Raw genomic sequence first — 22268 nt, 5'->3', positions numbered from 1 at the left:
CCGTCCCTCGCGCGGCACGATGACTGGAACATCGGGACGTGACCGGCGGTCTACTGAAACGACACGTACACCGGCGAAGGAGTGAGACCCAGCACCTGTTCCGCGGTGGCGGTGGGGAAGTCCTCGTCGTAGAAGTTCTTCCAGCCCCAGTAGAAGCGATTGGCGTCGGGTTGGGTGGTCAACGCATCCCAAGTGCTGTATTTCGTACTGATCGGGCCTTGTCCGTCCATGTGGATCAGCACCGCCAGCTCCGCGGGGGTCTCGACCTGATCGCGATTTGTGATCATCGAGAAGCCGAATTGGTGCAGAATCAACAGCTTCTGAGGAAGGGCCTCCTCACGGACGAGACCGGCCATCCAGCGCACGACTTGGTTGATCTCGGTGGCATCGACCGTGCCGATCTGACGCAGATGCACCTGGCCGGGATTGAGTCGCCACTCAGGATCAAGGGCCAGCCCGACGTGGGGGAGCCGCAGGAACTCCTCATACTGCTTGGCTTGCGTGAGAAAATCGGTTCGGCCCGACTGCAGGTCCAGCACCACGTACATGTCGTTGGCAGATGCCGTGGTGATCCACGGCCTGATCTCATCGAGGTCGGTCTCGTTGGAATAATCGCCGTCACGGCCAGCGCCGGATGACGCAACGGTGGCGATGATCTCGAAGGCAAGCACCACGTTTGATCCGTCGGTGTTGTAGCCGTCGGAGATGGACCGCACGCGCGCCACACCCTCAGATGGGCCCTGCTCTCCCAGCACGCCGAGCTGCGATGTTGATGGGTGGCCGTACATCGCCACCAAACGGCGAGCGCGGCCGGGCTCAAACATGAGCAGGCCGCCGCCGGGCAGCTCGTGGCCGCTGCGTATGACCTCCAGTTGCCACGCTGTGTCGGGGCCAAGGTCCGCGTGCAGCTCCACACTCTCCGCCTCGCGCAACATCGCCCGTTCTTCCGGGGCGACGGCCCGCAAGTCTCCGGTCACGGCCATCGCCGCCGCGCCGATCTGGCGCCCGAGAACCCCGAGCATCGCTGCTCGCTCGGCGCTGTCGACCATCCACACGCGCTCATGCGGAACGTTTCCCTGCGGCGGCGCTGCCCCCGGATCAACGGGTACCCATTCGACGGCGAATCCGGCGAGCCGTTGTCGGAGGGCCTGTTCGTTGAAGCCAGCCGCCACGATCCGCTCCGGCGCCAGACGCCGAATTTCTGACATCGGTTCAGCGCCAGACCACGAATCCATGAGCAAGAGGGGTCCGCGTATCCCGCGCTCGGACAGCGTGAGGATCGCCTCGGTATCCCGGGCGAACGCCAGTCCGATCTCGTCGGCACAGTCGTAGAGGGTGCGCGATATCTCGACACTGAGCTGCACAGCAGCGGTGGTGTCGATCACAAGGTCGTCCGCTGGATTCCGAGGGGAACAGTCACGGGCGGTCGCGGAGGGCTCGAGCGCTTCGGAATTCCCTGGCGCAACGGGATCAGTTGCCGCCGAGTCGGCGGATGCGACAGGCTCCTGTGTCTCTCCCAACTCCCAACGACTGGGCAAGCACGCGCAAGCAAGGACAGCGAGGGCGGCAGACGCCAGCACTGCGCCGGCCTTGATCGGTCGAGCGACGTGCCGTCTGGCCGGTGAGGGTTTCGTCACGCTCGGAGAAACTACGGACCGAGACGGCAATACTGACGGTCATGCCGACACCAGAGCTGAACCCCCACGTCCCTGCCCGCTACGACTCCACCGGAGTTGACCTCGCGTCGATCGACGGCGTGCTGTCCACCACCCGCTCGGTACGACTCCGGCTGGACCTCGAACGCGATGTCCCCCACGACGTGGTGCTCGACTGCATCGATGTCGCCGAGCAATCCCCCGGCGGCGGCAACCAGGCCAGTCGACGCTGGCTGGTGATTCGTGACGCAGCTCAGCGGCAGGCCCTCGGCGAGATGTACAACTCGGTCGTCGGCAGCTTCATGCAGCGAGGCCGCGACGCCACCGCAGGCACGGGACACCCGATGGAACAGGTGATGCGCTCCGCCGCACACCTCGCCGAACACCTGGCCGAGGTGCCCGTCATCGTCATTCCCTGCGTGTGGGGTGTACACGACGACAGCGGCAAGCCCGGGCTGTTCGACTCGGTGCTGCAGTCGGCGTGGAGCTTCTGCCTTGCGGCGCGGGCCCGGGGCCTCGCCACGGCGTGGACTACGGCCATCCTCAACAAAGAGGAAGAGCTGCGCCAGGTGCTCGGCATTCCAGAGGGTGTCACCCCCATAGCGCTATTGCCGCTGGCGTGGTCCAAGGGAACCGAGTTCGGCGCGGTGCCGCGGCGGCGCGCCAACGAGATCGCATATGTCGACGGCTGGGGCCGAACCTGGGAAGCACGCGGCGACGAGTCGGCTGCCCGTTCGATGAGCGAGGGTCCCGGCGCCACTGTCGAAGTAGACATCGACGCGCCGGCTGAACGGGTGTGGGAGATCGTCAGCAACATCAACGCCGGTGCCAACTTCTCCGAGGAGTTCGTACGCGCCGAGTGGGCCCCGGGCTACGACTCCCCCGCCGCGGGCGCCAAGTTCATCGGTCACAACCAGCACCTCGCCATCGGCGAGTGGAATATCGATCTCACCGTCACCGAGTTCGAGCCGAACGTGCTCTTGGGCTGGGCAACGGGCGAGACCGAAGATGTCGCCGGGGCCCGTTGGCGCTACGAGATCGACGTCCTGCACGGCCAGCGCTGCCGCCTGCGCCATACGGTGCGGATCGGCCCCGGTCCCTCCGGGCTCAGCGCGGCCATCGAGGCGATGCCCGACAAGGAGCCGCGCATCCTTTCGCGGCGTCAGAGCGAACATCTGGCAAACATGGCTCGCTGCGTGGAGGGAATCAAGGCGCTTGCCGAGGGCAACGCTTGACTGAAGGCCTGACTATCGGTCGCTGGGCTCCGAGCCCGACCGGTGATCTGCACCTGGGGAACCTGCGCACGGCCTTGCTGGCCTGGCTGTTCGCCCGTTCGGCGGGCGGACGCTTGCTGTGGCGGTTCGAAGACCTGGACAGCGCCGTGCGGCCGCAGTTCTACGAATCGCAGTTGCGTGACGTAGCCGCGGTCGGGCTCGACTGGGATGGCGAACCCATTCGCCAGAGCAACCGGATAGACGTCTATCTGGACGCGATCGCCAACCTCCGCCAGCGTGGACTCACCTACGAGTGCTTTTGCACGCGGCGAGAGATCGCCGAAGCTGTCGTGGCACCCCACGGGCCGTCGCCTGAGGGCGCATACCCGGGCACCTGCCGACGGCTCACTCGCTCTCAACTCTCCCAGCGCCGGGGCGAGGGACGACCGCCGGCGATTCGGCTACGCGTCGATGCCCCAGACACTCAGCACCTCGAGCTGACGGTCGCCGACCGGCAGCTAGGCAGCTACACCGGCATCGTCGACGACTTCGTGATCCAGCGCGGCGACGGCACCTCGGCGTACAACCTGGCCGTTGTCGTCGACGACGCCGCCCAAGGCGTCAACCAAGTCGTCCGAGGCGACGATCTGTTGCCGTCCACACCGCGCCAAGTGCATCTGGCCCGCCTGCTCGGCCTCGACCCGCCGGAATGCGTGCACGTGCCGCTCGTGTTGGGCCCGCAGGGTCGACGCCTTGCGAAGCGTGACGGCGCGGTGACGCTGGCGGACCGGTTGGCGCTTGGGGAAGCACCCCTCTATGTCCTGAATCTGCTGTTGACCAGCCTGGGACTTGAACCCGTCACGACCGTCGACGACCTGCCAGCACTGGCGGAGCGCTTCGATCCCACGGCACTGCCGACGCAGCCGTGGGTATGGACACCCGTCGCCCCAGCGATGTGATGCAGCGAGCCGGCCCGACTACAGAGCGGGGGGTTCGGCTCTACTCGATGACGCCGTACTCCGGGAGGCCCTACTCCATGACCCGCAGCTTGCCCGGGATGAACATCTGCTTGAGCTTGCGGCCGGGAAATATCGGAGCCATCCCAATTGCAATGAGCGCCAAGACGAAGTACACCACCATCTCCACCCAGCGCACCGACACGATCATGCCCACTTCAGGAATGGCGGTTGGCATCAAGAACAGGGCCATCCACAGCAGCAACGCATAGCCGAACAAGCCACCGAGCACCACTGCTGCCACGCCCAGCAGCAAACCTTCCATCGAGAGGTTGGCCACGACCCGGCGAACCGGCACGCCGTAGGCGAACATCGTCGCATGGTCGCGAGCTCGTTCGTCCACATTGATGTTGACGGTGTTGAACGCGATCAGCAGCACTAGGAAGATCACGAGTATCCGAGTGAGAATGAAGACGCTCGAGACCTGATCCAGCGAATCCTGCGCCGACTTGAACGACTCGTCGAGTCCCTGCACCAACTCCACACCCGAGCCGGTGCCAAAGAGCGCCCGCTTCACATCGTTCAGGGTGCTGCCGCCCCGGGGAACGCCGGTGACGATATTCGCGAGTCCTCCCAAGCCCCAATCTGACGCCTGGGAGAGGTCCATGTAGGCATTGATCCGCAGCGGATGGGGATGGATCCCGGCGACCGGCAGCGAGCGCGTATCGAAGGTGAACACCCCATTGACGAGTACTAGATGGGTGACGACGACCTCGTCGCCGACCCCGACGTCCAGGTCCCGCGCGGCCTTGTCGGCGAGCACGACTCCCGGCGTACCGCGTGACAGCTCTCCTTCGGTCACCGTTGGCGTCCAGACATCACTGCCGAAATCGGTGAATCGGACGATGAGGTCAAGGCGAGTGGGCTCAGCGCTGCCGTCGTCGCCGACGGGCTCGTCAGAAGTGGCTCTTGCCCCCATGACCAATCCCGGCTCACCGAGTTGCACAGTCGGGTTCGTGAGCACGCCCTGCACCTGAGGCGAGTTGTCCGCGTAGAAGGAGTCGAATCGCGCCATGAAGCGATCGGGCTCGTCGCCGAGCAACTCTTGGTCGCCGCTGTCGAACGTGGCTGCGAAGGTGCTGCTCAAGCCCACCATGCTGAACAGGATCGCCAAGCTCATGGTGAAGGTCAGCAGTGTCAGGAAGGTACGGCGAGGGGCTCTCATCAAGTTGCGGAATGGCATCCGCTCGAGGCTGCGGCCGGGCAAAGGCAAGCGGCTGATAATGGGTGAGAGACCGCCGCCGCGCGATGCCAAGTGCCCCGACCGGATCGCCTCCACGGGTCGAACCCGGACGGCCCGCAGGACTGGCCCGAACACCGCCAGCATGGGCACGACGAAACCGATCGCCGCTGCTCGAGCGAAGATCGCCCCCTGGAACGGCTTGTCGAACACCGGCAGCGTCACGATCTGCTGGATGACGCTTACCGTCTGGAACGAAACCACGAAGCCCACGGCTAAGCCGAATACGACGCCGAGAAGGCCAATCTGTATACCGACCAGCATTGGTCGGATGGCGATTGATCGAGGTGTCTCACCAATTGCCATGGACGTGCCGATCTCACGCCGCTGTGCTTCCACCATCCGTGCCGAGAAATTCAGCGCAGCAAAGGCGGCACCCACGAAGAGCAAGAGCGCGATGACGTTGTAGACGTTCCTATCGACCTCCGCCGTGCCGATCAACCCGATGTACGAGGGCGTGTCGTCACGAGTCACAACTTCCAGCAGAGTCCCGTCCAGCGAAGCCGCAGCATCAAACAACTGCTGCGTCACTGCTCCAGCGTCGGCGCCAGGCTCCAGCGTGAGCACGAGATCGTTGACTGCGCCCGGCCTGCCTGTGATGTCTTGGGCAACCGACAACGGTGCGAACAACACCGCGAGGTTGGACTTGCCAAGCGAACCATTCCCCTCGGTGATCAGGAAATACTCCGGTGACACGGCGTGGCCGAAATAGTCGACGTCAATGTCGCCGCCGACCGTCACCTGGCCGCTCGCGGGCAGACTGTGGAACGAAGCAAAACTCCCTTCGAGCAACACGAGCGGCGTGTCGGACCCCGACTGCGGCAGTTGATCGCTTTCGATGAGCTCGACGCCGTTGACGCTCGGTCCGGTGATGCTTGATCCATCTGCGGACAGATCGATACCGACAACACGCCCGTGCACGATCAGCGCGTCGCCGCCTACGTCAGCTTCAACCTGGGTGTCAATGACGAGTCGTTCGTTGTACTCGTCGATGCCGTCGATCTCGCTTGCGATGTGCGCAAGCGATCCAGAAGGCACATCGGAACCCCCGCTGACCGTCGCACGGAGGTCGTACATGTTGGTGAGCTCGAGGCTTTCGTCGATGGCAGCGGTCCGCCACTCAGTGACGCTGGTGAGTCCGGCGTAGGTGCCGATGCCGATGGCGATCGTGAACGCAATGCCGGTGATCTGGATCCAGCGTGCCCGCGCGTCCCGCAGGGACCAGCGCAGCCGGAGAAGCTACACGTTCGCGACCTACCAGTGAAGCTCGGACAGCGGGGTCTTGCCGCCTTCCGGCGGGCCGTCGCTGATGATCTGCCCGCTGCTCATCTCCACGACGCGGTCGGCCATCCGCGAGATCTCACGGTTGTGCGTCACCACGAGAACTGCCCTGTCCTTTTGGGCCTGCTCGGCCAGCAGCTCAAGAATCTGAGCACCCGTCTTGAAGTCCAGTTCACCCGTGGGCTCGTCTGCAAGCAGCACCGAGTTGCCGGTGGCTAGCGCCCGTGCGATCGCCACGCGCTGCTGCTCACCGCCCGACAGCTCGTGCGGGAAATGCCCGAGGCGGTGGCCGAGTCCAACGGATTCGAGTATGTCGGCGGGGTCGGCCGATCCGCTCTTGCCCGAGACATCCATTCCGAACTCGACGTTCTCGGTTGCGGTCAGGCCCGGGAACAGGTTGAAGCTCTGGAAGATGAAGCTCACTGTCTCTCGGCGCAGGGCGAAGAGCTCGCCGCGGCTGGAGTCGGTGAGGTCGCGGCCGCCGACGGTCACCTTGCCTGTCGATGCAGTATCCAATGCGCCGATGATGTTGAGCGTGGTGGTCTTGCCGCTCCCCGACGGTCCGAGCACTACGACGAACTCGCCAGCGTCGACATGCAAGTCGATGCCGTCGAGCGCCGTGACCAACACGGGGCCCACCTCATAGTGCTTGGTGACACCTTGGAGATCGATCACGACACAGAACTCCCCAGTCGTCAGCACTCTCGATGTTCTCGACCGACTTCATGGCCGCTCGACAACCTCGCGAGACACTACTGCGGGCTAGCTCCCAGATGGGTTACGCCGCAGGCTGCGTACACGGCGCTTGGCGGCACGAAACGTCAGCAGCTCGGCCAGTAGCTGAGGGCTCGCTGCTCGGGCGGGGGCACTGCGCGGTTGGCCAGCATTCGAAGATCGGAGATGAGCACGCGGCGGGTATCAGCGGGATCGATCATCTCGTCGATGCGCATGGTGCCAGCGGCTTCGAAGGGGTTCGTGGCCTCGCCGACCTCGGCCACGAGCTTCAGACGTTCGGCTTCGCGTTCGTCGGGGTCGGCGATCCGGTCGAGCTTCGAGCCGAATGCCACGTTGACGCCGACCTCGGGATCCATGAAGCCAATCTCGGCACCGGGCCAGCAGTAGATGCCATGGCTCGGCATTCGTGAGCCGTTCATGGCCTGCCACGCCAGGCCGAATGCCTTGCGCAGGCACACCGTCAGCGTCGGCGTGGAGGCATTCTGCAGCGCGTGCATCATGCGCATTCCCCAGTGCAGCATCAGGTCGTGCTCGACACGCTTGCCGACCATGAAGCCCGGCACATCGACCAGGAAGACCATGGGAATGTTGTACGAGTCGCAGACGGTGGCCATGCGGATGATCTTGTGGCAAGCCTGCGGGTCGAGGGTGCCGGCTTGGAACATCGGATTGTTGGCGACGACTCCGACCGCGTAGCCGTCGAGGCGGGCGAGAGCGCAGACGACATTGCGGGCGTAATTCGGCTGCAGTTCGAATACTGACTCCGGATCGCAGATACGGGCCACGACGCGCCGCATGTCGTAGCCGCGAGTACGGCGCGCCGGCACCATCCGGGCGAGCTCCGGGTCAGCGCCGTCGCCGCCTCGTGGCTCGGCCCGCGGCGCCGATTCGGTGGCGTTCGACGGCAAGTACGACAGCCACCGCCGAATCGCTGCGTATCCCTCTTCGTCGGTGTCGACGCCGAGGTCGATCTGCCCGGTGATGCGGGCATGCACGTCCACGCCGCCCACGTCTTCGAACGAAATGACCTCGCCGGTCGCGATCTCGAACACCTTCGGCGAGGTAACCGCCAAACACGAGCCCCGCACCATGACCACGTAGTCACTGAGTGCCGACAGGAACGACGAACCGCCGAAGGACTGACCACAGATCATGGTGGCCATCGGCACCCGGTGCCGTCGCTGGGCCATCTCGAACATGGCTCCTGGCTCTGAGATTCCCTCCGAGCCCATGAGGTCGGGAATGCGGCCGCCGCCGGTCTCGCCGAAGTGCACGATGGGGATGCCCATGGCGAGCGCTCGGTCATACAGGCGGGACTCCTTGCGAGTGCCCACGATCGAGCTCGATCCGCGCAGCACTGTGATGTCATCGCCGAACACGGCAACGGGACGGCCGTCGACCTCGCCGTGCCCGCCGATCTTGCCGTCCCCCGGGGTGATGTCACGCATCTCGGGACGCAGCGACCGGGTGAACGTCCCGATTTCGCGGAAGCTGCCCTTGTCAACGAACGCATCGATGTGCTCGCGGATCGTCCGGTCGCCTTCGGCAGCCATGGATTGGACTTTGGACGCGCCGCCCATGTCGCCGCGGATCACCTCAGCACGGGCGTGCAGGTCGGCGACTCGCTCCTCGTGGCTGATCGCGTCACCGTCGCCGTATTCAGGCATCACTGAACTCCTCTAACTCGGTCCGGTGGCGTCAGCGGACGCGACCTCAGGCATCGGCATAGTCGGCGAGTATCTGTCCGTAGGTCTCGCCGAGCTCGCCCGCTCGCCGGGCTGAACGATCACTGTGGCCGCCGACCAGGATCGGCACGGTCGAGCTGGCTCGCGCCCTTGAACAGGCGACCGCCCTCGTCGTAGGGATAGGTGGAGCTGTAGGACTTGGGCACGACCACATGCTCGATTGCCCACAGCGAATCGAAACCGACTTCTTCGGCGGTCTGAGCAGTCTCGGCCGCCAAAGAGCCTTCGACATTTTCCATCAAGTTCGCAGAAATCAGACCAAATTTCATCTGTCTCGCCTCCCTACGCGCCGCTGAGCCGGCACAGCGCCGAACATCATGGCCGAAACGCGTAGCGGGTGCCCGCCCAGAAAACCAATCGACGCAGCGAGGCTTCCGTTGTGGGCTCGCAGCGCATGACCGACCGGGAGTTCCTGCGCCGCCTCCGCCGCTACGCTCGGCAACGCGGGCTGCCAATCGAGTACGTGCCAGCCAGCGGCAAGGGCAGCCATGCCGGTATCTGGCTAGGAGGGCGGCGAACCTTCGTGCCGAGAGGCGAACTGCGACTTGGGACGCTCCGCTCGATGCTGAGGGACCTCGATATCGACAAGAAGGACTTCTGAGCGATGCGATATGCCTATCCGTGCGATGTCGTGCCCGATGAAGAGGAAACTCGCCTGACCGGGCGCGAGGCGTATAACGCCTCATTTCCCGACGTCCACGGGGCACACACCTGTGGATCGACGGTGGAAGAGATCACAAATCGGCTGCAGGACTGCCTCGAGGTGGCCTTGGGTGGCTATCTGCACGACAGCGAAGACCTCCCCGAGCCGAGCGACGCCGCGCCCGGTCAGGTCCTAATTGCCGTGTCCCCTGCCGTAGCAGCGAGACTCGCCCTGTATACGGCCATGCGCTCGCAAGGCGTCACGGCTCAGAGCCTCGCCGTGCGACTCGGTGTGCGTCCCGCACGGGTCCGTCGCCTCATCGACCCCTATGGCCGTGTCAAGCTCCCCTCGCTGGAAGCCGCTCTCGCAGCTCTCGGCGTGTCTTTGGTGGCCGAAGCCGTGCCCAGCGCGCAGCTATGACCGCATGACCGAGTACCTGAGCACGGCGCGCAAGTTCAACGGCGAACCGTTCGACACAAGCACGCAGGGCGACATAAGGAGCTGCGTCAACAGCTGGCACGGATGGCTAGGCGGTTGAGACAGAACCGATGGCGTGGGGAAAGAGCCCTACAGTCCCCCACGGTCGTTCGTCGGCCGATCCAGCTCGCCGATATCGAAGCAGCCCTGACGGCCCTCGGCAGGACGCTGTGTGTCGAGGATCGGCCGACAGGTCAGGACCTCACGGCTCGCTCAGAGTGAGAGCCGAGCCGCAAGTGACCAACCGTCCGAGCGTAGGGACACTGGCCCAGAGACGTGTGGTGACCCAGCCTTGGACTACGCGCTTCCGAACTGTCCCGCTGGCGCGTTCGTCTGACCGGTGTTGTTGCGTCCCCAGCACGCAATCGTCTGGTCAGCACGGATCGCGCACGAAGAAACTCCGGCGGCAGCAATACTGCCGGCTGTGTCTGCCTTAGAGCCGAGGCAGCTGCAGGGCGTCGGGAACGCTGGGCTGAAGTCAGGCAGCAGCAGTGGCGAGCTCGGTGGCAGCGAGGCCGACCGGCGCGGTGTCCCACTCCCTGAGCACCGGCAGCACCTCGGTGGCGAACAGGTCGCGATTGCGTCGAGCCTCGGTCCACGTCATGCCGGCGAAGCTCAGGTTCGGGAAGAACGCCGCCATGTCGATCTTGTCCCTGATGACCTGAATCTTCTCCAGCACCTGATCGGGTGTGCCGAAGGGCATCAGCCGAGCGAAATCCTCGGCGGCGCCACGCGCTCCATGGCGATCGATGTACTTGGAAATGCCCTCGTAGAACTCGTAGCCCTTGACGCCCTCGTGCGGCCGCTTGGGGCCGAACTCGTAGTGCTTCATGACCGTGCCGTAGTAGTTGCAGATGTGCTCCATTGCCTTCTCTTCAGCACGGTCGGCCTTGGTGTCGACGTAGCAGAATCCGCCCGACAGCGGCGGCGGCGGCGGTGCGGTGTGGTGCCTGACCCACTCGCCGTGATAGGCGGCGAAGTCGGCTTCGACGATCTCCCACGGCTTCTGGGGGATCACCAGCAGCCCGATGCCGAGCTGCGCCATGAGGGGCATGCCTTCGGGCGACACGGCAGCGGCGTAGGTGCGACCCTTGAATGAGTGCTGCGGGGTGGGGCGGATCTCGCGGCGTGGCTGCTGCACGAACTCGCCGTCGTGCTCTACGTAGCCCTGCTCGAGGCCCTCGATCAGCATCTTGGCGTACTCCAAGAAGCGCTCCCGGCTGGAGTTCATGTCCACTCGGAAGCCCTCGTACTCGATACGCGCCAGGCCGCGCCCGATGCCCAGGATGAGGCGGCCGTCGGAGAGGTTGTCGAGCACGGTCACCTGTTCGGCGACCCGCATCGGGTCGTGCCACGGCAGCACGATGACTGCGGTGCCGAGCTGAAGATTCGTCTTGCCCGCAACCCAGGTCAGGAACTGCACGGGATCGGGGCACATCGTGTAGTCGGTGAAGTGGTGCTCCACGGTCCAGATCGAGTCAAAGCCGAGATCCTCGGCTTCCTCGACCATGCGGATCTCCTGATCCCAGACCTCGCGGTCCGAGAGCGCATTCTCCGGGTTCTGGAAGACGGCCGAGTAACCCACGTGCATGATGTGCTCCCCTGTTCGGATACCCGGCGCCGGCCTAGAGACCGCGCTCGGGTGATCCAGCAATTCTGGCGTCATCGAGGCTACGCCACATCGCCTTGGGCTCGCTGCGGCGCGCGTCGGCTGCATCGGACAGACTGTGCGCCACAAGGACCCAGGGAAGGGACGACGGGCCATGGAGACAACCGCAGTTGCCCGCAGCATGCGCGGCTCAGTGGGAATGCTGGCGATGGACTGGTTGATGGACCCCTCCACGCTGGAAAAGGCGGCTCAGCGCGGCATGGCAGAAGGCATGGGCGCATATGCAACGGGTCGGCTGGGCGTCTTGGGCGAATGCCCGGTCGACAACGTCATCGGTGCCGCCTTCTTCTGGGCTCCGCAGAAGATGCGCTCGATGACCGAAGAAGGACGCGCTGTCATGAAGCCGTCCGACGGAGCGCTGATCTGGGGCGACATCTGTGCCGAATACGGCGAGAAGCGGCTCGCCGGCATGGAAGGCGCCGGACACCTCGGCGAACTGCTCGAACGCGTCGTGGACTCCGCCGTCCCGCAGGGGGCACCGACATTCGTCGGCTGGCGAGACCTGCCGCGGCCCGACACCGGAGGGCCAGCGCACGCGTTCTTCATGGCCCAGATCATGCGAGAGCTGCGCTTCGGACGGCACGCCGTTGCAGTACAGGCGCTGGGGATGGGCCCACTCGAGGCGATCCTGTCAGGCCCAGCGGGCGAGTGGAACGCGGAGTTCTTCGGCTGGGAGAAGCCCTATCCCGACGTCAGCCACCTTGCCGATGCCCGCGAAGAAATCGAAGGGCTCACCGACAAGCTCCACGCGCCCGATTTCGAGTGCCTGACCCCCGATGAGCGTGCTGAAGTGCGTGAGCTGGCCAAGGCGGCGCGCTTCCACAACCCTGACAAGTAGCCAACGCGCGCAACCGACGCCGGGCGTTGCGATGCAGCGCTCAGTCAGTGAGCAGGCCTTGGTGCTCGCCGAGGCGCGGGGCTCGCGTGGCGTGCCATGGCGTCGCAGAGAACTGGTAGGGCGCTCCGGGATAGGTGACGGCAGTCCCGTCGTGGTCGATCTCGACGGGGAAGCCTCGGGCCACGACATGCTCGTCGGCGAGCATCTCTTCGGGCGAATACACGATGCCGCAGGCCAGCCCGAGCGACTGCAGGCCTACAAAGAGCTCGTGTGCGCCTAGGCGCTCGGCCAGGAAGTTGATGGTGTCGCGGCCTGCGCCGAACACCTCAGCACCGAGCGGGTCCGCAGCCAGATGCAAGACGTCGATCTGCTCGTAATCCTCGCCCAGTGCCAGCAATTCGGTGTACGGGCATTCGTCGGTGAGTCCGAGTTCAGCGACCCAGCCAGCCAGCGCTGCAAACTCCGGTCCACGCCGGGGCGGCACCCCGGTATTGAGCCAGCGGCCGTCGGCGCAACGAACCTGCGTGGGCTCAGACAGCTGCGGGAGAGCGTGACGGCCGGTCTGGCGCTGCACATCGACCTGCTGGTTCAGCCAGAAGTAGGTCGCGAACTCGCAGGTTGCGTTCGCGGCGCCGAGCATCGACACGTCGATGAGCTGGCCACGGCCCGAGTCTTCCCGCCACATCAGCGCCGCCATCAACGTGGCCACGGCGTAGTGGCAGGCCATCTGCAGGCCTTGATTCCCGCCGCCACGCACCGGCGCGATGGAATGGTCGTCATAGCCGCACGACCACACGGGCCCCCCTTCAGCCAGCACGGTGAGGTCGGTTGCCGGCGGGTCGGGACGCTCACGCCCGTTGTGGGTGATCGAGACCCAAACGAGCCGTTCGTTGCGTCCGGCGTCCCCTGCGGTATCTGATGTTTCTGCCGCCAGCCCGCCGAGCTGGTTCCAGTCGAGCCCGAGCGCGCCAAGCCGGCCGAGCGGTTCAGCTTCGAACACGACGTCTGCAGTGCCGACGAGACGCTGGAAGTCGTGAGCGCCCTCGTCGGTGTCGAGGTCGATCACCACCGAGCGCTTCGACGTGTTGTAGTGCCACCACCACAGGGCGCCTTCGGGATCGGATTCGTCTGCAGCGAACGGCTCGTAGTCACGCATCGGTGAGCCACTCGGCGGCTCCACCACGATCACGTCGGCGCCCATGTCAGCCAGCAGCTTCCCCGCGAGCGCGCAGCGCTCCGAGGTCAGCTCGATGACCCGGAGTTCGTCAAGCGGACGCGGAGCCCCTTCACCGGCCATCAGATGACCCCGTCGGCAGCCAGCGCAGCGATTTCGTCGTCGCTGCGGCCGAGCACTTCGCCGAAGACGTACCGGTTGTCCTCGCCCAGACATGGAGCGGCGCGGCCGATCGCCCAATCGGTTTCCGACAAGCGGACCGGCAAACCTTCGACCCGGGTGTCGCCCACCTCCCGATGCGGCACGGTGACCCACATTCCCCAGTCCTCGGTGCGGGGATCGCCGTCGATGCGCTCGCTGGGGCGCAGCACCGGCGCGGCTGGCACCTCTGCCGCGATGAGGTGTTGGGAAACACCTTGCCTAGTGCGGCCCGCCGTCCACTCACCGACCAACCGATCCAGTTCGTCTTCGTCCGCCAAGCGGCCCGCGAGCCGCTCCCAGCGCGCTTCGTTCGCCCACGGTTCGTTCACTGCGTGCGCGAAACGCTGCCAGTCATCGTCGCTGCGCACCGCGATCGCCACCCACTCGTCGTCGCCGCGGCACGCAAAGATGCCGTGCGGCGCCATCGCTGGGGACTGCGAACGGTTGCTGTTGGGCATGCCGTTGCGCCGAGCCGTCCTGCCGTTCACGGTGAAATCCAGCGAGGCTGCGCCGTGGAGGGTGCCAGCCGCCTCAATGCAGGCCAAGTCCACCCACTGGCCCTCGCCGGTGCGCCGACGATGAAACAGCGCCATGCCGATCGCGATCGCCATGTAGTAGGCGCCGGTGTGATCCATGAACGAGTAACCCCAGCCGGCAGGCGGCAGATCGGGCAGGCCGGACTGAAACGTCAGGCCCGACACCGCCTGGGCAATCGGGCCCCACGACCGGAAGCTGGCATACGGACCGCTCGCACCGAAGCCGCTGTTCGAGACGTAGACGATGTCGGGCTTGATGGCACACAGCGCCTCGTAGCCGAAGCCGAGGCGGTCCATCACACCGGCTGCGAAATTCTCGGTGACCGCGTCGCTGACCGCGACGAGTTCAGCGAGCAGCTCCTTCGCCCGGTCGTCTCGCAGGTTGAGCGTAATACCCAGCTTTCCGGCGCTGTGATTGTTGAACGCGCCCCCGGCTTCGATGCCGCGGTGTTCGCCCACGAACGGCTGGGTGCCCCGCAGGATGTCCCAACGGCCCTGCCGCACGGGGTCTTCAATGCGGATCACCTCCGCACCGAGGGCCGCCAGGATCTTGGTGGCGCCAGCGCCGGCCAGCTGCCCGGTGAAGTCGCAGATGCGGATGCCGGCCAGCGCTCCGGGCTCGGGCTTCGGCCACACCGGTGAAAGGTGATCGGGTCCGATCACGGCACAAGATCGCGCATAGGCGTGCGCCCACGGCCGGGCTCGTTCGCCAGCGCTCGTGCACTCCGCTGGCAGTCCTCCAGCGCGTCCCGCAACGTCGCCGTCCACGCGGTCATGTCAGGTCGCCGGGCACGTCCCCCGTCTGGCCTTGTCGGCGGTGCAAGGGGTTCGCCCACCACGATCGCCACCTGTGTCCTCTTGGGGAACTTCGCGCCGCTGGGCATGGCCTCGCGTGTGCCGGCGACTCCCACAGGCAGCACTGGAGCCCCCGATTTGGCCGCCAGCCACGCGGTGCCGTCGAAGATCGGGCCGATGTCATCGGAGGGCTGTCGCGTCCCTTCAGGAAAGACCAGCATCGCCTCGCCGTCTCGCAACAATTGCAGCGCCGCACGCATTGCGTCGAGGTCGGCCTCGCCTCGCCGCACTGGGAAGGTCCCGATCGAGCGCATGAACCAGCCGAGCGGCTTGGGATGGAAGAGCTCCTCTTTGCCCAGGTAGCGAACTCGATGATGGGTGAGGCTCCCGACGAGTGGGCCGTCGAGGTGGCTGCGGTGAACGGGCGCGTAAATCAATGGGCCGTTCGCCCGCAGGCGCTCCTGCCCGGTGGCGCGCACGCGGAACATTCGGTACAGCACGATGCGAATGAGCCCGCGCGCCGCCCGCCACGCCCGATAGCCGGCCGTGCCGTCGGCGGCCAGCAAACCTCCTGGGCCGCGCAATCTCCATCTGTTCGCCCGTCTCGCCACACAGTGATTCTGGCGTTTCGAAGGCACCGCGCGACGACTTGGGGACCGCGCAAGAAAGGTATGCAAGAAATGGCGAATACCGCGAACACTTTTTCTGCGGTCAGACTTACAGTGAAGTCATGACCCGACTGACGATCCCCGATCACGCCGAGATCCGTCGGCAACGGATCGCACGTCGGCGTCGGATCGACGGACACACCGTCTGCACCCGCCCGTCGCAGCCAAGCGAGCTGTGCCGGCGCATGCTGAAGGTGCTCACCGCCGTCCGGCGCCCGCCCTGCGGTTACTGAGACCGACGATCCCGCCGACTGCCAGTCGGCGGGACCTCGCGGCATCACTACGCTCGTGCCCGCGAACAGCGGGGGTTTGACGCCATGCCAGTACCGACAGACATGGTGGGCGAGGTGATCGGGCCGATCACCCACGACGTGGACGCCCGCTGGACAATGGCCTACGCAGCGTCGCTGGGCGACACCCACGATTGCTATTTCGACACGCTTTCTGACGACGGCATCGTGGCGCACCCAATGTTCGCGGTGTGTCCCGAGTGGCCGGCCATCGTGGCAGGCCGTGACGTTTCGGCCCGCTGGGGCATCAGCCTCGACGAGATCCGGCGCTCGGTGCATGCCACGCACGACTTGACCGTGCACCGCTTGGTGCGACCGGGCGACCGGCTGACGACCAGCCTCACCTACTCCGGCATGCAGCAACGCAAGCCGGGCACGTTTCAGACGATGCGGCTCGACACCGTCGACGCCAACGGCGACCCGATCGCAACGACGTATCAGGGCGGCATCTACCTCGGCGTCGAAACCGTCGGCCCCGATCGCCCCGACCCTGACGCGCCCGCAGAGCCGGATTTCGGCGATCTGCCAGCCGAGCCTCTCATTGAGCTTCCGGTGCCCGTGACTCACGGAGCGGCACATTCCTACACAGAGTGCGCTCGCATCTGGAATCCGATCCACACCGACGCCGCCGTCGCGCGCAAGGCCGGGCTGCCCGGCATCATCCTGCATGGCACCGCCACCCTGGCCCTCGGCGTCTCAGCCGTCGTCGACGCTGTTGCCGACGGCGACCCCATGAGGGTTCGCCGCATCGTCTGCCGCTTCCGCGCCATGGTGCTCATGCCGTCGACGATCACGGTGCGCATCTGGGAGGTGATACCTGTCGACGATCATGGCGACGCCACCGAGGCCGTTCGCTTCGATGTGCTGAATGCGGAAGGCGGCCCTGCAGTGGACCGCGGCGTCATCCTCTTAGGTCGCTGACAGGCGGATCACCCAACGTCGACGGCACGTCGACGCTATAAAGCCAAGCGTCAAGCACGTCGGTGGCCTCGGACCCGCCCAGCTCAGCGACGATCGCTGCGAAGTCGGCAGTGGTGGCGGTGCCGCCTGCCGCTTGTGAGTAGTGGCGTCTGAGGATCTCGAAGAACGTCTCGTCGCCGACGCGGCGGTGCAGGGTGTGAAGCGTCAGCGTCGCCCGTCGGTAGATCGAGTTGAAGTCGAACAGCTGGGTGACTTCGATGCTGCCAGGCGGCGCCGCCTGTCCCGCAATCGCCACTAGCAGTTCCTGCGCCATCAGGTCATCGAGATCCTCACCCTGCACTTCGGCGAGGTACATGAAGCTCAGATAGTGAGCGAATCCTTCGTGCAGCCAGATGTCGCTCCAATCTTCCACCGTCACCGAGTTGCCGAACCACTGGTGCGCCAACTCGTGGGCAATGATCTGCGAGTCCAGCGTGTGGCTGCCGTGCAGCGAGAGCGTCTGGTTCTCCATGGCGAAGCCGAGGGCGAACGGCATCACGATCGTGCCGTAGACATCGAACGGGTAGGGACCGAGCAGCCCCTCGAAATACTCGATGGCTCCCGCAGTGACAGAGAGCGCATCGAGCGTCGCCTGGCGCTCAAGGTCCGACAGCGATCCCGAGATGTAGTCGCGGATAAGCAGATCGTCTCGGAACGCCTGGATGTGCCGCTCGAAATCGCCGATGTACACAGCCGCCAGATAGGGCGCCATCGGGTCGTCCATGTGCCAGGTCGCCGTGCGCCGGCCGTCGGCAACGGTCTCGTCGACGAGCAACCCGTTCGATGCCGCCGTCAGGTGTTCCGGCACGGTGATGCGCATGGTGAACGTGGCCTTGTCAGTCGGGTGGTTGTTCGATGGAAACCACGACATTGAGCCCGAAGGCTCGTTGGCGGTGAACACCACACCGTTCAAGTTGAACCAGCCGATCGGCGTGAACGGCACGCCTGGATCACGGACCCCCTGTGGGGTACCTGAGTAGGCAACTTCGACCGTGAAGCTGCTGCCAGCAGAGATCGGCGCAGCTATCTGCACGATCAGCTCGGCTCGTTCGCGTGCGAACTCCGCTGGCGTGCCATCGATGCTGACCGCTCGCACCTCGAGGCCGGATAAGTCCAAGTACAGCGTCTCAAGGTCTTCGGTCGCAACGGCATGGACAGTCGTGTCGCCGTCGATGGTGTTGGCGACGGGGTCGACATCAAGCGAGAGGTCGTAGTGGGTGACGTCGTAGCCGCTGTTGCCCAGCCAGGGATAGAAGCTGTCGCCGGCGCCTGCCCCGGGTGGTGGCGGTGCGTCACGGTCGTCTTCTGGAACAGCCAGCGCTGCGGTCGCCGAGGTGACGGGTGATTCCGGCGTCGCAGCGGTCGTTGGCGGAATCGGTGGTGCAGTGGTCGGTGGAGGCGAAGCGGTGGTCGCGGTGACAGCGGGTGCTGCGATGGTCGTCGGCGGCTGCGTTGTCCCAGCGCGCTCGGCGTCAGTGGCACTGCATGCCGACACCGCCAGTGCGATCGTCAAACCCGCCAGCAAGCTGTGCATCGGCGTCATCATCTCAGGCGATAGTCCAAACGCGACTTCACCCCGGCGGATCGCCGGATATCGGACGCGATCGCGTCGCGCAGCTAGCTCAGATGTTCAGCGAAGTGCGCTAGCGTGCGTTGCTTGGCAAGGGCGGCCGCCTCGGAGTGGAAGCTGGCGCGGGCGTCGCAGTTGAAACCGTGGTCGGCGCCGTCGTAGATGTGCACGGCGATGTGCGACCAGCGTTCGTCGATTGCACGCACGCTCTCAAGCGGAATGCCCTTGTCTTCAGAACCGAAGTGAAGCAGCAGCGGAGCTTCGGGGCGTTCCTCGAGGTGCGGCATGATCTGCCCGCCGTAGTAGCCAGACACCGCAGCGATCTCATCGGACATGCGGGCTGAGGCCACGTAGCACATCGACCCGCCCCAGCAGTAGCCGACGACGCCGACCTTGCCGCCATCTGAGGCGCAATCGGCCGCCGCCGAGATATCGGCCATGACCTGATCGACCGTCAGGTCTTCGAAGGCGATCTTGCGGCCCACGTCAATGCCCTCGGCGTCGTAACGCAGCTCGACGCCGCCGCGTACCCGATCGAACAGCGCTGGCGCCACCGCCACGTACCCGTCAGCGGCATAGCCGTCAGCGACGCTGCGGATGTGATCGTTCACGCCGAAGATCTCCTGCACCACCACGACGCCACCCTTGGGCGCGCCGTCGGGATCGGCCCGGTAGGCACTGAAAGTCGTCCCGTCAGAAGCTGTCAATTCGATCGTCTGTCCCATGGCGCCAATGTCTAGCGGACCCGCCCCCGCCCGCGATCATCGGTGCGGCGCCTCTGGGAGATTGCGATTTGCCTCACGCTCACCACAGGAGCAAGAGACCTTCGGCTGCGGCAGCGTTATTCAGCTTCTCATCGAAGCAGCCGAATGGACATCTGCCGATGAGGCGAGATGCGGCCAGCGCCGATGCAAGCTGGACCGCGTCGTAAGCGCGAAGCGGGTGGCGGGCTACGAGGCCGATTGCCGAACGAAGGATGTCTTTGCCTACCTCGATGAGGACGGCGTCGCTCTCTGGGGAAGAAGCGGAGATGTCGGTCAGAAATCGTCGGCACAGGTTCTGAGCATCGGTTGCGGAGATTTCACCGATCCGATGCTTGCGCCATAACGCGGCTGGGACCTCGACTGCAGCCAGATCGCTGGCGATCACCGGCTCCGAGACAGCTTGCACCAGGTCGCTGTCCGGCTCGTCGGCGTAGCGCTTGACGAGAGCGGATGAATCGAGGAAGGCCGTCACCGGTTGGCGCGAATCAGTTCAGACAGCGGTGTCCCCGGACCCGCTCGTCGGCGGGCGGCTTCAACAACCTCTTCGTCGGGTCGCACCGCGTCGTGAGCTTCGAAGTCAGAGAGAAGACCAGCGAGTCTGAGGCGCGATCTGATCTCCTCGATTTCGTTCGACAAGAGCGAGGGATCGGTTGCCGCTTGCGCGATCCGCGTGAGGTACTCGTTCATCGAGACGCGTTGGTGCTGAGCGCTCACCTTCACCCGAGCAACGAGTTCATCGTCTGCTCGCCAAGTGATCTGCTGCATGCCTGCATGCTAGCAGTCATGCAGTCACATTGAGTCACGGTTGAGGACTCTGCTGATCGATTGGCCGGGTAGTCAGCTTGTCGAGAACCCGCGCGCGTTACTGATGCGATGCTAAGCAGTGCTGATTCGGTGCAGGTGTTGTCGGGTCGGAGTATCTTCGATATCATGCGATATCCCGAGATGACGGAGGTCGGAACGTGGCAGACATCTTGATTCGCAACGTTCCCGACGATGTCATCGCGGCCGTCGACGCCAACGCGATCAGGGCCGAACTCTCCCGGGTCGAATACCTGCGTCGGATGCTCGAACGCGAATGCTCTCGTGCCCCCGAGGTGACCCTGGACGACTTTCGTCGGCTTGCGGAAACGTGCGCGGACGCGAGAGATCCCGAGTTCATCGCCTCCGCATGGCGCTAACCGAGTGGCTCATCGACACCTCGGCGCTGGTTCGGTTGGAAATTGCGCTCGGCGCAGATGAATGGACGATGCGGGTCCAGCGTGGACTCGTGCGGATCTCGACGATCACGAAGCTGGAACTCGGCTATTCGGCCCGAACGGCTGAAGATCACCGCCGGGACCTGGCGGGGTTACCTGTCAGTGCCATGCCGGTCGAGCACCTGACACCGGCAGCGGAGGACCGGGCCATCGAAGTGCAACTGGCGCTGGCGCGAGCTGGTCCTCACCGCGCCCCGTCGATTCCCGATCTCTTGCTTGCGGCCTCGGCGGAACTCGCTGGACTCACCGTCCTACACTTCGACAAGGATTTCGAGCTCATTGCCGAAGTCACCGGCCAGCCCGTCGAACGGCTGCCGATCGAATCACCTCATTGATGTCAACCAGACCCGGATGGTGGGGTCGCGTCGCCCTCAAGCTCGTCAAAGGCGTCAGCTAGCCAACGCAACCGCTGAGCCACGAGGCGTCCCGGCGCGGTAGGAACGAAATCGCCCTGACCTGAGGCGCCGTCTTCGTTCCTCGCTATCGCTCCAAGCCACTGACCGGCCAACAGTTCCACAGCAGCAGCGACCTCCGCCGGAGATGCCTGGATTCTCTTCAGCATGTTGAGTGTCACTGAGATCGCCGACTGGTCGGCCTTCAAGCCCTTGGTGGCGATGTCGGTCACAGCCTCATGTACCGCCAACAGCAGATCTCGGCGGTGCGCTTGCTGAGAACGAGCGGCCTCAATCTGCCGAAGCTCCACGGTGCCGCCAACTGGTCGGCCATTCTCATCGACAAACAGGCCGTGATACTCCGCTAATGGCAACGGGACAACGGCGTGCGCGTCAACAAGGTCCGCGAGGTGTTCGGCGGCGAGAACGCCGATCTGTGCATTCGCAGCGAAATCAAGCAGCTGACCAGTCGGAGACGGGCCAACCAGAAGCGCAAAGTCCGCTTGGTGCTGTTTTCGGTGCTTCTCGATGGCGGGCCACGTCACCTGCCCAGAAGTCAACGAACCCTTGCTGACGGCTTTCGCGTCGACGGCAGCTCTGTACTGCCAACGATTCATCGAGAGGTGATCACCGATCTCCGATTTTCGAACCCCAGTGACCAGGACATCCGTCTGCCCGGCTCCTGACAGCAGCTGCGCCTCGAAGCCCAGAAACTCGAAGGCGTCACGGACCGCCACCTCAAATTCCTTGTGCTTGCTGCCCTCGACAGAGAGCGTCCGAAGTCGCTCAGCCAATGTCACTGGCGGAGCCGGGGGTGTCGGCGGAGCCAGAGGTGGCGGAGGCGGAGCCGGGGGTGTCGGCGGAGCCAGAGGTGGCGGAGGCGGCCGCGGCAGACGTGGTCGATACAGTTCGACCTGTTCAATAAACGCAAGCCCCGTCTCAGTTGCTTGGTACTCGCTGCCGTTGATCATTCGCGCGAGTCCTGCCGACCTCAGCCAACAGAGCCGGAAATCGATTTGGGCTGTCTTGTCCCAAGTGAAGCCATAGCGGTTGTTCGCCAGCTGACGCAAGGCCTCCTTCGAGCGTGGTTCGCGGATTTCGTCAAGTAACTCGCCGATGAGTTTGACATTGACGTGCATCGCTCCG

At 65.0% G+C, this 22268-nt stretch carries 23 protein-coding genes; 9 read left to right on the top strand and 14 right to left on the bottom strand.

Annotation, left to right across the window (positions count from 1 at the left end; genetic code table 11):
- Positions 1 to 50: 50 nt before the first annotated feature.
- Entirely contained in the window at positions 51 to 1385 is a 1335-nt protein-coding gene (locus ACPXYO_RS09650; protein WP_423919544.1) for a hypothetical protein, read from the bottom strand.
- Positions 1386 to 1678: 293 nt separating this feature from the next.
- Between ACPXYO_RS09650 and ACPXYO_RS09645 the strand changes: the two genes are divergently transcribed.
- Both ACPXYO_RS09645 and gluQRS read left to right on the top strand, forming a co-directional pair.
- Entirely contained in the window at positions 1679 to 2890 is a 1212-nt protein-coding gene (locus tag ACPXYO_RS09645) for a nitroreductase family protein (protein WP_423919541.1), read from the top strand.
- The gene (gene gluQRS / locus ACPXYO_RS09640; protein WP_423919538.1) at positions 2887 to 3828 is read left to right on the top strand and encodes a tRNA glutamyl-Q(34) synthetase GluQRS; all 942 of its coding nucleotides are present in this window, start codon (positions 2887 to 2889) and stop codon (positions 3826 to 3828) included. Before ACPXYO_RS09645 ends, gluQRS begins: the two co-directional genes overlap by 4 nt.
- Positions 3829 to 3898: 70 nt before the next feature.
- On the opposite strand, the gene ACPXYO_RS09635 is transcribed toward gluQRS, so the two are convergent.
- From ACPXYO_RS09635 to ACPXYO_RS09620, 4 genes are all read right to left on the bottom strand, one after another.
- Positions 3899 to 6202 (bottom strand): ABC transporter permease, encoded by a 2304-nt coding sequence (locus tag ACPXYO_RS09635; RefSeq protein WP_423919536.1) that lies wholly within the window; start codon positions 6200 to 6202, stop codon positions 3899 to 3901.
- Positions 6203 to 6379: 177 nt separating this feature from the next.
- Positions 6380 to 7108 carry an ABC transporter ATP-binding protein gene (locus tag ACPXYO_RS09630; protein WP_423919533.1) on the bottom strand — a complete coding sequence of 243 codons (729 nt, stop codon included), beginning with the start codon at positions 7106 to 7108 and terminating at the stop codon, positions 6380 to 6382.
- Between the two features lie 119 nt (positions 7109 to 7227).
- Positions 7228 to 8808: an acyl-CoA carboxylase subunit beta gene (locus tag ACPXYO_RS09625; RefSeq protein WP_423919531.1), complete on the bottom strand. Its 1581-nt coding sequence runs from the start codon at positions 8806 to 8808 to the stop codon at positions 7228 to 7230.
- A gap of 119 nt (positions 8809 to 8927) precedes the next feature.
- Positions 8928 to 9155: a hypothetical protein gene (locus ACPXYO_RS09620; protein ID WP_423919528.1), complete on the bottom strand. Its 228-nt coding sequence runs from the start codon at positions 9153 to 9155 to the stop codon at positions 8928 to 8930.
- Between the two features lie 125 nt (positions 9156 to 9280).
- Here ACPXYO_RS09620 and ACPXYO_RS09615 point away from each other — a divergent pair, with 125 nt between their 5' ends.
- Together ACPXYO_RS09615 and ACPXYO_RS09610 are read left to right on the top strand one after the other, a co-directional pair.
- Positions 9281 to 9487, top strand: coding sequence for a type II toxin-antitoxin system HicA family toxin (locus tag ACPXYO_RS09615; RefSeq protein ID WP_423919525.1), 207 nt, complete (start codon positions 9281 to 9283; stop codon positions 9485 to 9487).
- Positions 9488 to 9490: 3 nt separating this feature from the next.
- Entirely contained in the window at positions 9491 to 9949 is a 459-nt protein-coding gene (locus ACPXYO_RS09610) for a type II toxin-antitoxin system HicB family antitoxin (RefSeq protein ID WP_423919522.1), read from the top strand.
- A 535-nt stretch (positions 9950 to 10484) separates the two neighbouring features.
- Here ACPXYO_RS09610 and ACPXYO_RS09605 read toward each other — a convergent pair.
- The gene (locus tag ACPXYO_RS09605) at positions 10485 to 11597 is read right to left on the bottom strand and encodes an LLM class flavin-dependent oxidoreductase (RefSeq protein ID WP_423919519.1); all 1113 of its coding nucleotides are present in this window, start codon (positions 11595 to 11597) and stop codon (positions 10485 to 10487) included.
- 172 nt (positions 11598 to 11769) lie between these two features.
- Between ACPXYO_RS09605 and ACPXYO_RS09600 the strand changes: the two genes are divergently transcribed.
- The gene (locus ACPXYO_RS09600) at positions 11770 to 12513 is read left to right on the top strand and encodes a helix-turn-helix domain-containing protein (RefSeq protein ID WP_423919516.1); all 744 of its coding nucleotides are present in this window, start codon (positions 11770 to 11772) and stop codon (positions 12511 to 12513) included.
- Positions 12514 to 12553: 40 nt separating this feature from the next.
- On the opposite strand, the gene ACPXYO_RS09595 is transcribed toward ACPXYO_RS09600, so the two are convergent.
- The 3 genes from ACPXYO_RS09595 to ACPXYO_RS09585 are packed head-to-tail and all read right to left on the bottom strand — an operon-like array spanning position 12554 to position 15830.
- Positions 12554 to 13810 carry a CoA transferase gene (locus ACPXYO_RS09595; RefSeq protein WP_423919514.1) on the bottom strand — a complete coding sequence of 419 codons (1257 nt, stop codon included), beginning with the start codon at positions 13808 to 13810 and terminating at the stop codon, positions 12554 to 12556.
- Entirely contained in the window at positions 13810 to 15060 is a 1251-nt protein-coding gene (locus tag ACPXYO_RS09590; protein ID WP_423919511.1) for a CaiB/BaiF CoA transferase family protein, read from the bottom strand. The genes ACPXYO_RS09595 and ACPXYO_RS09590 overlap by 1 nt, the downstream gene beginning before the upstream one ends.
- Positions 15061 to 15083: 23 nt before the next feature.
- Entirely contained in the window at positions 15084 to 15830 is a 747-nt protein-coding gene (locus ACPXYO_RS09585) for a lysophospholipid acyltransferase family protein (RefSeq protein ID WP_423919509.1), read from the bottom strand.
- Positions 15831 to 15949: 119 nt separating this feature from the next.
- Here ACPXYO_RS09585 and ACPXYO_RS09580 point away from each other — a divergent pair, with 119 nt between their 5' ends.
- Together ACPXYO_RS09580 and ACPXYO_RS09575 are read left to right on the top strand one after the other, a co-directional pair.
- Entirely contained in the window at positions 15950 to 16120 is a 171-nt protein-coding gene (locus tag ACPXYO_RS09580) for a hypothetical protein (RefSeq protein WP_420621682.1), read from the top strand.
- A gap of 84 nt (positions 16121 to 16204) precedes the next feature.
- The gene (locus ACPXYO_RS09575) at positions 16205 to 17098 is read left to right on the top strand and encodes a MaoC/PaaZ C-terminal domain-containing protein (RefSeq protein WP_423919506.1); all 894 of its coding nucleotides are present in this window, start codon (positions 16205 to 16207) and stop codon (positions 17096 to 17098) included.
- Here ACPXYO_RS09575 and ACPXYO_RS09570 read toward each other — a convergent pair.
- From ACPXYO_RS09570 to ACPXYO_RS09555, 4 genes are all read right to left on the bottom strand, one after another.
- On the bottom strand, positions 17079 to 18671 hold the full coding sequence (locus tag ACPXYO_RS09570; RefSeq protein ID WP_423919503.1) for a M1 family metallopeptidase: 1593 nt from the start codon (positions 18669 to 18671) through the stop codon (positions 17079 to 17081). The genes ACPXYO_RS09575 and ACPXYO_RS09570 overlap by 20 nt on opposite strands.
- Positions 18672 to 18754: 83 nt before the next feature.
- Positions 18755 to 19432 carry a dienelactone hydrolase family protein gene (locus tag ACPXYO_RS09565; protein ID WP_423919500.1) on the bottom strand — a complete coding sequence of 226 codons (678 nt, stop codon included), beginning with the start codon at positions 19430 to 19432 and terminating at the stop codon, positions 18755 to 18757.
- A gap of 79 nt (positions 19433 to 19511) precedes the next feature.
- Positions 19512 to 19943 (bottom strand): type II toxin-antitoxin system VapC family toxin, encoded by a 432-nt coding sequence (locus tag ACPXYO_RS09560; protein WP_423919497.1) that lies wholly within the window; start codon positions 19941 to 19943, stop codon positions 19512 to 19514.
- Complete coding sequence (locus ACPXYO_RS09555) at positions 19940 to 20236, bottom strand: transcriptional regulator (RefSeq protein WP_423919495.1); 297 nt, start codon at positions 20234 to 20236, stop codon at positions 19940 to 19942. Before ACPXYO_RS09555 ends, ACPXYO_RS09560 begins: the two co-directional genes overlap by 4 nt.
- A 197-nt stretch (positions 20237 to 20433) precedes the next feature.
- On the opposite strand from ACPXYO_RS09555, the gene ACPXYO_RS09550 reads away from it, so the two are divergent.
- Together ACPXYO_RS09550 and ACPXYO_RS09545 are read left to right on the top strand one after the other, a co-directional pair.
- Entirely contained in the window at positions 20434 to 20652 is a 219-nt protein-coding gene (locus tag ACPXYO_RS09550; protein WP_423919492.1) for an antitoxin, read from the top strand.
- On the top strand, positions 20643 to 21065 hold the full coding sequence (locus tag ACPXYO_RS09545) for a PIN domain-containing protein (RefSeq protein WP_423919490.1): 423 nt from the start codon (positions 20643 to 20645) through the stop codon (positions 21063 to 21065). Before ACPXYO_RS09550 ends, ACPXYO_RS09545 begins: the two co-directional genes overlap by 10 nt.
- Positions 21066 to 21067: 2 nt before the next feature.
- Here the strand turns inward: ACPXYO_RS09545 and ACPXYO_RS09540 are convergent, their stop codons facing one another.
- Positions 21068 to 21859 (bottom strand): hypothetical protein, encoded by a 792-nt coding sequence (locus ACPXYO_RS09540; RefSeq protein ID WP_423919487.1) that lies wholly within the window; start codon positions 21857 to 21859, stop codon positions 21068 to 21070.
- Positions 21860 to 22268 lie beyond the last annotated feature (409 nt).

This window comes from Candidatus Poriferisodalis sp., assembly GCF_965237655.1.
Lineage (GTDB): Bacteria > Actinomycetota > Acidimicrobiia > Acidimicrobiales > Poriferisodalaceae > Poriferisodalis.
Note: the sequence above shows the minus strand (reverse complement) of the source record. Positions and strands in the feature narration are given on the sequence as shown.